The organism is Pseudomonas sp. NPDC086566 (assembly GCF_050280885.1).
Classification (GTDB): Bacteria; Pseudomonadota; Gammaproteobacteria; order Pseudomonadales; family Pseudomonadaceae; genus Aquipseudomonas; species Aquipseudomonas vlassakiae.
In genome coordinates, this window is record NZ_JBNNWD010000001.1 from 161,735 (window position 1) to 174,942 (window position 13,208).

General features: G+C 63.5%; 11 protein-coding genes. 7 read left to right on the forward strand and 4 right to left on the reverse strand.

The window, feature by feature from the left end; all coding sequences use genetic code 11:
* Window positions 1-29: 29 nt before the first annotated feature.
* Window positions 30-2,300, forward strand: coding sequence for an ATP-dependent Clp protease ATP-binding subunit ClpA (gene clpA / locus ACQKPS_RS00725; RefSeq protein ID WP_427602136.1), 2,271 nt, complete (start codon window positions 30-32; stop codon window positions 2,298-2,300).
* Window positions 2,301-2,386: 86 nt separating this feature from the next.
* Here the strand turns inward: clpA and infA are convergent, their stop codons facing one another.
* From infA to aat, 3 genes are all read right to left on the reverse strand, one after another.
* Window positions 2,387-2,605 carry a translation initiation factor IF-1 gene (infA, locus tag ACQKPS_RS00730; RefSeq protein ID WP_002553999.1) on the reverse strand — a complete coding sequence of 73 codons (219 nt, stop codon included), beginning with the start codon at window positions 2,603-2,605 and terminating at the stop codon, window positions 2,387-2,389.
* A gap of 100 nt (window positions 2,606-2,705) precedes the next feature.
* Window positions 2,706-3,413, reverse strand: a complete 708-nt coding sequence (locus ACQKPS_RS00735) for an arginyltransferase (RefSeq protein WP_254480576.1) — start codon at window positions 3,411-3,413, stop codon at window positions 2,706-2,708.
* 56 nt (window positions 3,414-3,469) lie between these two features.
* Window positions 3,470-4,150, reverse strand: coding sequence for a leucyl/phenylalanyl-tRNA--protein transferase (gene aat, locus ACQKPS_RS00740; protein WP_254480574.1), 681 nt, complete (start codon window positions 4,148-4,150; stop codon window positions 3,470-3,472).
* Window positions 4,151-4,452: 302 nt separating this feature from the next.
* Here aat and ACQKPS_RS00745 point away from each other — a divergent pair, with 302 nt between their 5' ends.
* From ACQKPS_RS00745 to cysG, 6 genes are all read left to right on the forward strand, one after another.
* Window positions 4,453-7,038 carry a DNA translocase FtsK 4TM domain-containing protein gene (locus ACQKPS_RS00745; protein WP_427602875.1) on the forward strand — a complete coding sequence of 862 codons (2,586 nt, stop codon included), beginning with the start codon at window positions 4,453-4,455 and terminating at the stop codon, window positions 7,036-7,038.
* A 62-nt stretch (window positions 7,039-7,100) separates the two neighbouring features.
* A complete protein-coding gene (lolA, locus tag ACQKPS_RS00750) occupies window positions 7,101-7,724 on the forward strand; it encodes an outer membrane lipoprotein chaperone LolA (RefSeq protein WP_254480571.1) in 624 nt (207 codons plus the stop codon).
* Window positions 7,725-7,736: 12 nt separating this feature from the next.
* Entirely contained in the window at window positions 7,737-9,062 is a 1,326-nt protein-coding gene (locus tag ACQKPS_RS00755; RefSeq protein WP_254480569.1) for a replication-associated recombination protein A, read from the forward strand.
* Window positions 9,059-9,433, forward strand: a complete 375-nt coding sequence (gene crcB / locus ACQKPS_RS00760) for a fluoride efflux transporter CrcB (RefSeq protein ID WP_176508846.1) — start codon at window positions 9,059-9,061, stop codon at window positions 9,431-9,433. Before ACQKPS_RS00755 ends, crcB begins: the two co-directional genes overlap by 4 nt.
* Before the next feature lie 30 nt (window positions 9,434-9,463).
* Entirely contained in the window at window positions 9,464-10,744 is a 1,281-nt protein-coding gene (gene serS / locus ACQKPS_RS00765; protein ID WP_254480568.1) for a serine--tRNA ligase, read from the forward strand.
* Window positions 10,745-12,136, forward strand: coding sequence for a siroheme synthase CysG (gene cysG, locus ACQKPS_RS00770; RefSeq protein ID WP_254480566.1), 1,392 nt, complete (start codon window positions 10,745-10,747; stop codon window positions 12,134-12,136).
* A 33-nt stretch (window positions 12,137-12,169) separates the two neighbouring features.
* Here the strand turns inward: cysG and ACQKPS_RS00775 are convergent, their stop codons facing one another.
* The gene (locus tag ACQKPS_RS00775) at window positions 12,170-13,129 is read right to left on the reverse strand and encodes a glutathione S-transferase family protein (protein ID WP_254480564.1); all 960 of its coding nucleotides are present in this window, start codon (window positions 13,127-13,129) and stop codon (window positions 12,170-12,172) included.
* Between the last annotated feature and the right edge of the window lie 79 nt (window positions 13,130-13,208).

Genomic DNA, 13,208 nt, shown 5'->3' on the forward strand with positions numbered 1-13,208 from the left:
CGCCGACCACTTGGGTATGAGGTGAAGCTATGTTAAACCGCGAGCTCGAAGTCACCCTCAATCTTGCCTTCAAGGAGGCTCGTTCGAAGCGTCATGAGTTCATGACCGTCGAACATCTGCTGCTGGCACTCCTTGACAATGAGGCTGCCGCGACCGTTCTGCGCGCCTGTGGCGCGAATCTCGACAAACTCAAGCACGACCTGCAAGAGTTCATCGACTCCACTACCCCCTTGATCCCGGTCAACGACGAAGACCGCGAAACCCAGCCGACCCTGGGCTTCCAGCGTGTGCTGCAGCGTGCCGTGTTCCACGTGCAGAGCTCCGGCAAGCGCGAAGTGACCGGCGCCAATGTGCTGGTGGCGATCTTCAGCGAACAGGAAAGCCAGGCCGTGTTCCTGCTGAAACAGCAGAGCGTGGCCCGTATCGATGTGGTCAACTACATCGCCCATGGCATCTCCAAAGTGCCGGGCCATGGTTCGCATTCCGAAAGCGACCAGGACATGCAGGACGAAGAGGGCGGCGAAACCTCCTCTTCGAGCAACCCGCTGGACGCCTACGCCAGCAACTTGAACGAACTCGCCCGTGCTGGCCGTATCGACCCGCTGGTGGGTCGCGAGCAGGAAGTCGAGCGTGTGGCGCAGATTCTGGCCCGTCGTCGCAAGAACAACCCGCTGCTGGTCGGTGAGGCCGGCGTCGGCAAGACCGCCATCGCCGAAGGCCTGGCCAAGCGGATCGTCGACGGCCAGGTGCCGGACCTGCTGGCGCAGAGCGTGGTGTACTCGCTGGACCTCGGTGCGCTGCTGGCCGGTACCAAATACCGCGGCGATTTCGAAAAGCGCTTCAAGGCGCTGCTCGGTGAGCTGAAGAAGCGCCCGCAAGCGATTCTGTTCATTGATGAAATCCACACCATCATCGGTGCCGGTGCGGCGTCGGGCGGGGTGATGGATGCCTCCAACCTGCTCAAGCCGCTGCTGTCGTCTGGTGAGATTCGTTGCATCGGTTCGACCACCTTCCAGGAATTTCGCGGCATCTTCGAGAAGGACCGTGCCCTGGCGCGGCGCTTCCAGAAGGTCGATGTCAGCGAGCCGTCGGTGGAAGACACCGTCGGCATCCTGCGTGGCCTGAAAGGCCGTTTCGAGAGCCACCACAACATCGAGTACAGCGACGAAGCCCTGCGCGCCGCCGCCGAGCTTGCCTCGCGCTATATCAACGATCGCCACATGCCGGACAAGGCCATCGACGTGATCGATGAAGCGGGCGCCTATCAGCGGCTGCAGCCTGAAGCCAGCCGGGTCAACCGCATCGATGTGCCGCAGGTCGAGGACATTGTTGCCAAGATCGCGCGGATTCCGCCGAAGCACGTCACCAGTTCCGACAAGGAGCTGCTGCGTAACCTCGAGCGCGACCTGAAGCTGACCGTGTTCGGTCAGGACCAGGCCATCGACTCGCTGGCCACCGCCATCAAGCTGTCCCGGGCCGGCCTCAAGTCGCCGGACAAGCCGGTCGGTTCGTTCCTGTTCGCCGGCCCGACCGGTGTGGGCAAGACCGAAGCGGCGCGGCAGCTGGCCAAGGCGCTGGGCGTCGAGCTGGTGCGCTTCGACATGTCCGAGTACATGGAGCGTCACACCGTGTCGCGGCTGATCGGTGCGCCGCCTGGCTACGTTGGTTTCGACCAGGGCGGCCTGCTGACCGAAGCGATCACCAAGCAACCGCACTGCGTGCTGCTGCTCGACGAGATCGAGAAGGCCCACCCGGAAGTCTTCAACCTGCTGCTGCAGGTGATGGACCACGGTACCCTGACCGACAACAACGGGCGCAAGGCCGACTTCCGCAATGTGATCCTGATCATGACCACCAACGCCGGCGCCGAAACTGCCGCGCGGGCCTCGATCGGTTTCACCCATCAGGACCACGCGTCCGATGCCATGGAAGTCATCCGCAAGAGCTTCACGCCGGAGTTCCGCAACCGCCTGGACACCATCATCCAGTTTGGCCGCCTCAGCACCGAGACGATCAAGAGCATCGTCGACAAGTTCCTCATCGAGTTGCAGGCGCAACTGGAAGACAAGCGTGTGTTGCTGGAGGTCAGCGATGCCGCGCGCGGCTGGCTGGCGGTTTCCGGCTACGACGTGCAGATGGGGGCACGGCCGATGGCGCGGCTCATCCAGGACAAGATCAAGCGGCCGCTGGCCGAGGAGATCCTGTTTGGCGAGCTGGCCGAGCACGGTGGTGTGGTGCACGTCGACCTGCGCGATGGCGAACTGGTGTTCGACTTCGAGACCACGGCTGAGGTTGCGTGACATATGGGGCCGCTTTGCGGCCCCAGGTTGTTCCAGGCAGGCACAAAAAAGCCCGGCACATGGCCGGGCTTTTTCATGGCTGGAGCTTAGCGCGCACGGTAGGTGATGCGGCCCTTGCTCAGGTCGTACGGCGTCAGTTCGACGCGGACCTTGTCGCCAGTGAGAATGCGGATGTAGTTCTTGCGCATCTTTCCGGAGATGTGCGCGGTTACGACGTGCCCGTTTTCCAACTCCACGCGGAACATGGTGTTGGGCAGGGTGTCGACGACAGTACCTTCCATTTCGAAGCTGTCTTCTTTCGACATGCAGTAGAGCCCTCGGATCCAGTGTTGGCCCGACGCATACCGCACCGGGCAAAAAAGTGGCGTGGATTATGCCCGAAAACTGTGTGTCAAGCCAATGCTTTCAGTTGAGGGTGACCCAGCGCTGGTTTATCAACAACTCGATAGGCCGATATTGCGTCTTATAGTTCATTTTCTTGCAGTTCTTGATCCAGTAACCCAGGTAAACCGCTTCCAGATCCTGACGCAAGGCTTCGGTGATCTGCCAGAGGATGGCAAAGCGCCCGAGGCTGCGGCGTTCTTCTTCCGGCTCATAGAAGGTGTATACCGCTGACAGGCCGTTGGGCAGCAGGTCGCAGACGGCCACTGCCAGCAGGCGGCTGTCCAGGCGGAACTCGTAGAACCAGCAGAACGGCAGGTCGCGGACCAGGAAGGTGGAAAACTGGTCGCGGCTCGGCGGGTACATGTCGCCATCGGCGTGACGGGTCTCGATGTAGCGCCGGTACAGGTCGAAATATTCTTCCTTGAACGCTGGGCGCGCCGCCGTCACGGTCAGGTCGGCATTGCGCTTGAGGATGCGCCGCTGCTGGCGGTTGGGGATGAAGCGCGCGGCAGGGATGCGCGCAGGCACGCAGGCATTGCAGTTCTGGCAATGCGGGCGGTACAGGTGGTCACCGCTGCGGCGAAAGCCCATTTCCGAGAGGTCGGCATACACGTGCACGTCCATCGGCTGGCTGGGGTCGAGGAACAGCGTGGTGGCCTGTTCGTCCGGCAGGTAGCTGCAGGAGTGGGGTTGAGTGGCATAGAACTTCAACCGCGCCAACTCTGTCATGATCAACCCCCTCGGTGAGACGTTGCTTTAAGTGTAAGCCAGCTGGCAAAACTCGCCTAGCAAACCCAGGTAGCGCTGTTGGGCTGGTCGAGGTGGCGCGCCAGGTAGTCGGCGAAGCGGCTGCGGCTGATGGCCCGGGCACCCAGGCTGTGCAGGTGGTTGGTGGGCATCTGGCAGTCGATCAGCACGAAGCCGGCCTGGCGCAGATGTTCGACCAGCGTCACGAAGCCGACCTTGGAGGCATTGTCGGCGCGGCTGAACATCGACTCGCCGAAGAACAGCTGGCCGATGGCCAGGCCATACAGGCCGCCGACCAGTGCGCCGTCTGCGCGCACTTCTACCGAGTGGGCGATACCGCGCCGGTGCAGTTCGCAGTAGGCATTGCGCATGGTGTCGGTGATCCAGGTGCCGTCGGCGTAGTCGCGCGGGGCAGCGCAGGCGGCGATCACTGCCGGGAAGTCGGTGTCGAAGCTGACCTGGTAGCGGCCCTGGCGCATCAGTTTGGCCAGCGAGCGCGAGACGTGCAGCTCGTCAGGGAACAGCACGGTGCGCGGGTCAGGTGACCACCAGAGAATCGGCTGGCCGTCCTGGTACCAAGGGAAGCAGCCATGCCGGTATGCCTGCTCCAAACGCTCGGGGCTCAGGTCGCCGCCAGCGGCGAGCAATCCGTTGGGGTCGTGCAGGGCCTTTTCCAGGGGCGGGAAGGTCAGCGAGTCGCGGGTTAGCCAGGTGAGCATGGTCTATCGTGCGGTGGGGGAGGGGAGAGGGCAGCATGGCTTGCAGGGCTTGCGGGGTCAATGCTGGCAGGCTCAAGAGTTAATGGCTGGCAGCAGAATAGGCAATTTCCTACGTATTCATGAACGCATAGGCACCATCCGCTACATTTGCTGTCACACCTGTGCAAAAACACAGCATAAGCCTTTGTCACAGAAGGCAATGCATGCTCAAATTGCACCTATACGAAAGTCGCCCCCACTCGAGCTCCATACGGCGCGCCGTCATGGCGGCTGGCGGGCAGTAATGTTAAAAGTAGTGGTTCATTGGCCAGACACCGGCCGATCACTACTGGACGCGCAGCACGCGCAGGAATAGACGCGTTTTGAAGAAATCCACCGCAACTCCAGCCCCCTTGCCTGTGCCCCTGTGGCGGCAGCAGCTGCATTACCGCCTCAAGGAAGGTGCGTTGATCGCTGTCGGCGCCCTGTGCCTGTACCTGTGGATGGCACTGCTGACCTACGATACATCGGACCCAGGCTTCAGCCACACCAGCAACGTCGATCAGGTGCAGAATGCGGCCGGGCGTGCCGGTGCGTACTTTGCCGACATCCTGTTCATGGTGCTCGGCTACTTCGCCTATATCTTCCCGCTGCTGCTGGCGATCAAGACCTGGCAGATCTTCCGCGAACGGCACCAGCCGTGGCAGTGGAGCGGCTGGTTGTTCTCCTGGCGGCTGATCGGCCTGGTGTTCCTGGTGCTGTCGGGCGCGGCGCTGGCGCATATCCATTTCCACCCGCCGGCGAGCCTGCCGTTTTCCGCGGGCGGTGCGCTGGGCGAAAGCCTTGGCGACCTGGCGCGCAACCTGCTGAACGTGCAGGGCAGCACCCTGATGTTCATCGCCCTGTTCCTGTTCGGCCTGACTGTGTTCACCGACCTGTCATGGTTCAAGGTGATGGACATGACCGGCAAGATCACCCTCGACCTGTTCGAACTGGTACAGGGCGCGGCCAGCCGCTGGTGGGAGGCACGCAACGAGCGCAAGCGCCTGGAGGCGCAACTGCGTGAAGTTGACGACCCGGTGTTCGATCTGGGGCCAAAGGCCAGCGACAAGCGTGAGCCAGCCAAACCGGCGCTGCGCGAGCGCATCTTCAAGCGGGAGGACGCACCGGCCCAGCCCGTTGAACCGCGTGAACCGACCCTTTCCCGTGAGCCGACACTCGCCCGCGAGCCTGTAGTGCCTCGCGAACCAACCCTCGCCCGCGAACCTGTCGTGCCGCGTGAGCCCGTGGTCTCCCGCGAGCAGCCAGCAGCTCCGACCATCGTACCCCCGGCTGTGGCCAGGGCGCCGGAACTGAGCAAGCGGGTCATGAAGGAAAAACAGGCGCCGCTGTTCGTCGACAGCGCCGTAGAGGGCACCTTGCCGTCGATTTCCATCCTCGACCCGGCCGAACAGAAGAAGATCGAGTACTCGCCAGAGTCCCTGGCCGGTGTCGGCCAGTTGCTGGAAATCAAACTCAAGGAGTTCGGCGTGGAGGTCTCGGTGGACTCCATCCACCCGGGCCCGGTGATTACCCGTTACGAAATCCAGCCGGCCGCTGGCGTGAAAGTCAGCCGCATTGCCAACCTGGCCAAGGACCTGGCGCGTTCCCTGGCGGTGACCAGCGTGCGGGTGGTCGAGGTCATCCCCGGCAAGACCACCGTGGGTATCGAGATCCCCAACGAAAACCGGCAGATGGTGCGCTTCTCGGAAGTGCTCGCGACGCCGCAGTACGAAGAGCAGAAATCGCCGGTCACCCTGGCCCTGGGCCACGACATCGGCGGCAAGCCGGTGATCACCGACCTGGCCAAGATGCCCCACCTGCTGGTGGCCGGTACTACCGGTTCCGGTAAGTCGGTGGGTGTCAACGCGATGATCCTGTCGATCCTGTTCAAGTCCAGCCCGGAAGACGCGCGGCTGATCATGATCGACCCGAAAATGCTCGAACTGTCGATCTACGAGGGCATCCCGCACCTGCTGTGCCCGGTGGTCACCGACATGAAGGACGCCGCCAACGCCCTGCGCTGGAGCGTGGCCGAGATGGAGCGGCGCTACAAGCTGATGGCGGCCATGGGCGTGCGTAACCTGGCCGGCTTCAACCGCAAGATCAAGGACGCCCAGGAGGCCGGCGAGATCATCCACGACCCGCTGTACCGCCGCGAGAGCATGGACGACGAGCCGCCCGCGCTGAAGACCCTGCCGACCATCGTCGTGGTGGTCGACGAATTCGCCGACATGATGATGATCGTCGGCAAGAAGGTCGAAGAGCTGATCGCCCGTATCGCCCAGAAGGCACGGGCCGCCGGTATCCACCTGATCCTCGCCACCCAGCGTCCGTCGGTGGACGTGATCACCGGCCTGATCAAGGCCAACATCCCGACCCGCATGGCGTTCCAGGTGTCGAGCAAGATCGACTCGCGGACCATCATCGACCAGGGCGGCGCCGAACAGTTGCTCGGCCACGGTGACATGCTGTACATGCCGCCGGGCACCAGCCTGCCAATCCGTGTGCACGGTGCGTTCGTCTCCGACGATGAAGTGCACCGCACGGTCGAGGCGTGGAAGCTGCGTGGCGCGCCGGACTACAACGATGACATCCTCAATGGCGTCGAAGAGGCCGGCAGCGGCTTCGATGGCGGCGGCGGCGGTGGTGATGGTGACGATGCCGAAACCGATGCCCTGTATGATGAGGCCGTGCAGTTCGTGCTGGAAAGCCGCCGCGCTTCCATCTCGGCCGTACAGCGCAAGCTCAAGATCGGCTACAACCGCGCCGCGCGGATGATCGAGTCGATGGAAATGGCCGGCGTGGTCACCCCGATGAACAGCAACGGCTCGCGGGAAGTGATTGCCCCGGGCGGCCCGCGCGACTGATGAACACCTTGCCGTGCGCCAACGGTGGCGCCCGGCCTTTTCAATGCTCAATGAGGATTCCCATGCGCGCGATTCGCATGCTGTTGGTTTCTGCCCTGACCCTGGGCTCGGTTACTGCTTATGCCGGTGAGCAAGATGTACAACGCCTGACCCAGTTGCTGGAAAAATCCCAGACCATCGAGGCCAACTTCTCCCAGCTGACCCTGGATGCAGGCGGTACCAGCCTGCAGGAGACGTCCGGCAAGATGACCGTGAAGCGCCCGGGCCTGTTCTACTGGCACACCAATGCGCCGCAGGAGCAGGTAGTGGTGTCCGACGGCAAGAACGTCACCCTGTGGGATCCGGACCTGGAACAGGCGACCATCAAGAAGCTCGACCAGCGCCTGAATCAGACGCCGGCATTGCTGCTGTCCGGTGACGTGTCGAAGATCAGCCAGAGTTTCGACATCACCTCCAGGCAGCAGGGCGATGTGATGGACTTCACCCTCAAGCCAAAGACCAAGGACACCCTGTTCGACTCGCTGCGCGTGTCGTTCCGCAAAGGCTTGATCAATGACATGCAGCTGATCGACAGCGTCGGCCAGCGTACCAACATCCTGTTCAATGGCGTCAAGGCCAACCAGGCGGTGCCGGACAACCAGTTCAAGTTCGACATCCCCAAAGGCGCCGACGTCATCAAGGAGTAAGCAGAGCTCGCCATGGACCTGTTTCGAAGCGAACCCGTCGCCCAGCCTCTGGCGGCCCGCCTGCGCCCGTCCAACCTGGACGAATACGTCGGCCAGGAGCACCTGCTGGCGCGCGGCAAACCGTTGCGCGAGGCGCTGGAGCAGGGTGCGCTGCACTCGATGATCTTCTGGGGGCCGCCGGGCGTGGGCAAGACCACCCTGGCGCGGCTGCTGGCGCACTTCTGCGATGCGCACTTCGAGACGGTCTCGGCGGTATTGGCGGGGGTCAAGGAGATCCGCCAGGCCGTCGAAGTGGCCAAGCAGCAGGCCGGCCAGTATGGCCGACGCACCATTCTGTTCGTCGACGAAGTGCACCGTTTCAACAAGTCCCAGCAGGACGCCTTTCTGCCCTATGTCGAAGACGGCACGCTGCTGTTCATCGGTGCCACCACCGAGAACCCGTCGTTCGAACTGAACAACGCCTTGCTGTCGCGGGCGCGGGTCTATGTGCTCAAGAGCCTGGACGAAGCGGCGCTGCGCAAACTGGTCAACCGTGCGCTGACGGAAGAGCGCGGGCTGGGCAAGCGCAACCTGCGCGTCGGTGACGACGCCTTCAAGATGCTCATGGCGGCCGCCGATGGCGATGGCCGGCGCATGCTCAACTTCCTCGAGAATGCCTCTGACCTTGCCGAAGATGGCAGCGAGATCGACGTCGAGATGCTGCAGAGCCTGCTCGGCGACAGCAGGCGGCGTTTCGACAAGGGCGGCGAGGCGTTCTACGACCAGATTTCCGCGCTGCACAAGTCGGTGCGCGGCTCCAACCCCGATGGCGCCCTGTACTGGTTCGCACGCATGCTCGACGGCGGCTGCGACCCGCTGTACATCGCCCGTCGCGTGGTGCGCATGGCCAGCGAGGACATCGGCAACGCCGACCCGCGGGCCCTGAGCCTGTGCCTGGCCGCCTGGGACGTGCAGGAACGCCTGGGCAGCCCCGAAGGCGAGCTGGCAGTGGCCCAGGCCATCACCTACATCGCCTGCGCACCGAAGAGCAATGCGGTGTACGTGGGCTTCAAGACCGCGCTGCGCGAGGCGGCCGAACATGGCTCGCTGGAAGTGCCGCTGCACCTGCGCAACGCACCGACCAAGCTGATGAAGCAACTGGGCTACGGCGAAGAATACCGCTACGCCCACGACGAGCCCGATGCCTATGCCGCCGGTGAGGATTACTTCCCTGAAGAGCTTGAGCCGCGCCAGTATTACCAGCCCGTGCCGCGAGGCCTGGAGTTGAAGATCGGCGAGAAACTGCGCCACCTGGCCGAGCTCGACCGCAACAGCCCCCGCCAGCGGAGAAAACCATGATTGCCCTGATCGCAGCAGTCAGCGCCGGTGGTATTGCCGGGACTCTGCTACGCTTTGCCACCGCCAATTGGGTCGCGGCCAACTGGCCACGGCACTTCTATCTCGGTACGCTGGCGGTCAACCTGGTGGGTTGCCTGCTGATCGGCCTGCTTTACGGCCTGTTCCTGCACAAGCCGCTGGCGCCGGTCGAACTGCGCGCTGGCCTGATCGTCGGCTTCCTCGGTGGCCTGACGACCTTTTCCTCCTTCTCGCTCGATACCGTACGCCTGATCGAAAGTGGGCAAGTGCCCCTCGCCTTGGGCTATACCAGTATCAGCGTGGTGGGCGGGCTCCTGGCCACCTGGGCCGGCCTGTCCCTGACCCGATTCTGAACCAACACTTATCCATAACGAGAGAACGATATGCTCGATTCCAAACTGTTACGCGGCCAACTTCAGGAAGTGGCGGATCGCCTGGCCTCCCGTGGCTTCAGCCTGGATGTCGCGCGCATCGAATCACTGGAAGAGCGCCGCAAGGCGGTGCAGACCCGCACCGAGCAGCTGCAAGCCGAGCGTAACGCCCGTTCCAAGTCGATCGGCCAGGCCAAGGCCAAGGGCGAGGACATTGCCCCGCTGATGGCGGACGTCGAGCGCATGGCCAATGAACTGGCCGCTGGCAAGGTTGAACTGGATGCTATCCAGGCCGAACTGGACAGCATTTTGCTGACCATCCCCAACCTGCCGGACGCCAGCGTACCGGTCGGTGCCAGCGAAGACGACAACGTCGAAGTTCGCCGCTGGGGCACGCCAACCGCCTTCGATTTCGAGATCAAGGACCACGTCGCCCTAGGCGAAATCAGCGGTGGCCTGGACTTCGAAGCCGCGGCCAAGCTGTCTGGCGCACGCTTTGCCGTGCTGCGCGGGCCGATTGCCCGCCTGCACCGCGCCCTGGCGCAGTTCATGATCAACCTGCACACCGGCGAGCACGGCTACGAGGAGCACTACACCCCGTACCTGGTGCAGGCGCCGGCCCTGCAGGGCACTGGCCAGCTGCCGAAGTTCGAGGAAGACCTGTTCAAGATCACCCGCGAAGGCGAAGCTGACTTCTACCTGATCCCGACAGCCGAAGTGTCGCTGACCAACCTGGTTGCCGGCCAGATCCTCGACGCCAAGCAGCTGCCGTTGAAACTGGTTGCCCACACCCCGTGCTTCCGCAGTGAAGCCGGTGCTTCGGGCCGTGACACCCGTGGCATGATCCGCCAACACCAGTTCGACAAGGTCGAGATGGTTCAGGTAGTCGAGCCGTCCAGGTCGATGGAAGCCCTGGAAAGCCTGACCGCCAACGCCGAGCGCGTCCTGCAGCTGCTGCAGCTGCCCTACCGCGTCCTGGCCCTGTGCACCGGCGACATGGGCTTCGGCGCTGTGAAGACCTACGACCTCGAAGTGTGGGTGCCGAGCCAGGACAAGTACCGCGAAATCAGCTCCTGCTCCAACTGCGGTGACTTCCAGGCACGCCGCATGCAGGCCCGCTGGCGCAACCCGGAAACCGGCAAGCCAGAGCTGGTGCACACCCTCAACGGTTCCGGCCTGGCCGTAGGCCGTACCCTGGTCGCGGTGCTGGAAAACTACCAGCAGGCCGACGGTTCGATTCGCGTACCGGACGTGCTGAAGCCGTACATGGGCGGCGTCGAGGTCATCCGCTAAATGGATTACCTGCCGCTGTTCCACAAGCTGCAGGGCGCCCGGGTGCTGGTCGTCGGCGGCGGTGAGATCGCGTTGCGCAAAGCGCGCCTGCTGGCTGATGCCGGCGCCGCGCTGCGCGTGGTGGCCCCGGACATCGACGGTCAGCTGGCCGCGCTGGCCCGGGAAGGTGGCGGTGAGGTGCTGGTGCGTGGCTATCAGGCAGCCGACCTGGTCGGTTGCCGACTGGTGATCGCGGCCACCGACGACCCTGGGCTCAACGCCCAGGTGTCGGCGGACGCACAGGCGCTGAGCCTGCCGGTCAACGTGGTGGATGCGCCGGCCTTGTGCACGGTGATCTTCCCGGCCATCGTCGACCGTTCCCCGTTGGTGATCGCGGTGTCCAGTGGCGGTGACGCCCCGGTGTTGGCGCGGTTGATTCGCGCCAAGCTGGAGGCCTGGATTCCGTCGGCTTATGGTGAGCTGGCCGGGCTGGCAGCGCGGTTCCGGCACAAGGTCAAATCCCTGTACCCGGATGTCAATCAGCGCCGAGGCTTCTGGGAAACCGTGTTCCAGGGGCCGATTGCCGAACGCCAGCTGGCCGGGCAGGGCGCCGAGGCCGAGCGCCTGTTGCAGGCGATGGTCGAAGGTGCCCCGGTGCAGCAAGGGGGGGAGGTGTATCTGGTAGGGGCGGGCCCGGGTGATCCGGACTTGCTGACTTTCCGTGCCTTGCGTCTGATGCAGCAGGCCGACGTGGTGCTGTACGACCGCCTGGTGGCGCCGGCCATCATCGAGATGTGCCGACGTGATGCGGAGCGCATCTATGTTGGCAAGCGTCGCGCCGACCACTCCGTGCCCCAGGATCAGATCAACCGCCTGTTGGTCGATCTCGCCCAGCAGGGCAAGCGTGTGTTGCGCCTCAAAGGCGGCGACCCGTTCATCTTCGGCCGGGGTGGCGAAGAGATCGAGGAGCTGGCCGAGCACGGTATCCCGTTCCAGGTGGTACCGGGGATTACCGCAGCGAGCGGTTGTTCGGCGTATGGCGGCATTCCGCTGACTCACCGTGACTATGCCCAATCGGTGCGCTTCGTCACCGGTCATCTCAAGGATGGCACCAGCAACCTGCCTTGGCACGATCTGGTGGCGCCGGCCCAGACGCTGGTGTTCTACATGGGGCTGGTGGGGTTGCCAACCATCTGTGCCGAGCTGATTCGCCATGGTCGGGCGGCCAGTACGCCGGCAGCCCTGGTGCAGCAGGGCACTACGCGCAATCAGCGCGTGTTTACCGGCACCCTGGCAGATTTGCCGGAGCTGGTGGCACGGCATGAAGTGCATGCGCCGACCTTGGTGATTGTCGGGGAAGTGGTGCAACTGCGCGACAAGCTAGCCTGGTTCGAAGGCTCGCAAAACCGCTGAAATCGCTGGGGCTGCAAAGCAGCCCCGGCTATCTCAAGCCTGGTAGATCCCTTTGCCCGGCAACCGCTCCCGATCATGGGGCTGGTTGAAATCCTGCAGCGGCCCCTTGGGCACGATGCCGTTCGGGTTGATGGTCTTGTGGCTCATGTAGTAGTGCTTCTGGATATGCTCCATATCCACAGTGCTTGCGACGCCCGGCCACTGGTACAACTCGCGCAGCCAGTTGGACAGGTTGTGATAGTCGCTCAGGCGGCGCAGGTTGCACTTGAAGTGCCCGTGGTACACCGCATCGAAGCGCACCAAGGTCGTGAACAGGCGTACATCGGCCTCGGTCAGGTACTCGCCGGCCAGGTAGCGATTACGGCCCAGCAGCTGTTCCAGATGGTCCAGCTCGTTGAATACGTCATCGAAGGCAGCCTCGTAGGCATCCTGGGTCGTGGCGAAGCCTGCGCGGTACACGCCGTTGTTCACTGCCGGGTAGATGCGCTCGTTCAGCGCTTCGATGGTCGGGCGCAGCGGCTCGGGGTACAGGTCCAAGGTGTTGCCGGTCAGCTCGTTGAACGCGCTGTTGAAGATGCGGATGATCTCCGACGACTCGTTGTTGACGATGCGCTTTTCTTTCTTGTCCCACAGCACGGGCACGGTTACGCGGCCAGTGTAGTGCGGGTCGTCCTGGGTGTAGCGCTGGTGCAGGTACTGCAGGGCGTCGAGGTGGTCGCCAGTGGAGCCTTGCTGCTGGTCGAAGGTCCAGCCGTGATCCTGCATCAGCCAGCTCACTACCGACACGTCGATCAGTGGCTCCAGGCCCTTGAGGGCGCGGACTATCAGGGTGCGGTGGGCCCATGGGCAGGCCAGCGAAACGTACAGGTGGTAGCGGCCGGCTTCCGGGGCGGGCAGCTGATTGCGGCGCTGGGCGTTTTCGCGTTTGAAGGTGCCGTCCTTGCCGTTTTCATACCACTGGTCGTGCCAGCGGCCGTCGATCAAAAGGCCCATGGTGAGCTCCTCGGAAACAAAGTTGTTAAGCGTTGGAGCCCAGTCTAGGGGAAATCGTTCGAATAACTAGCGCAAAGAC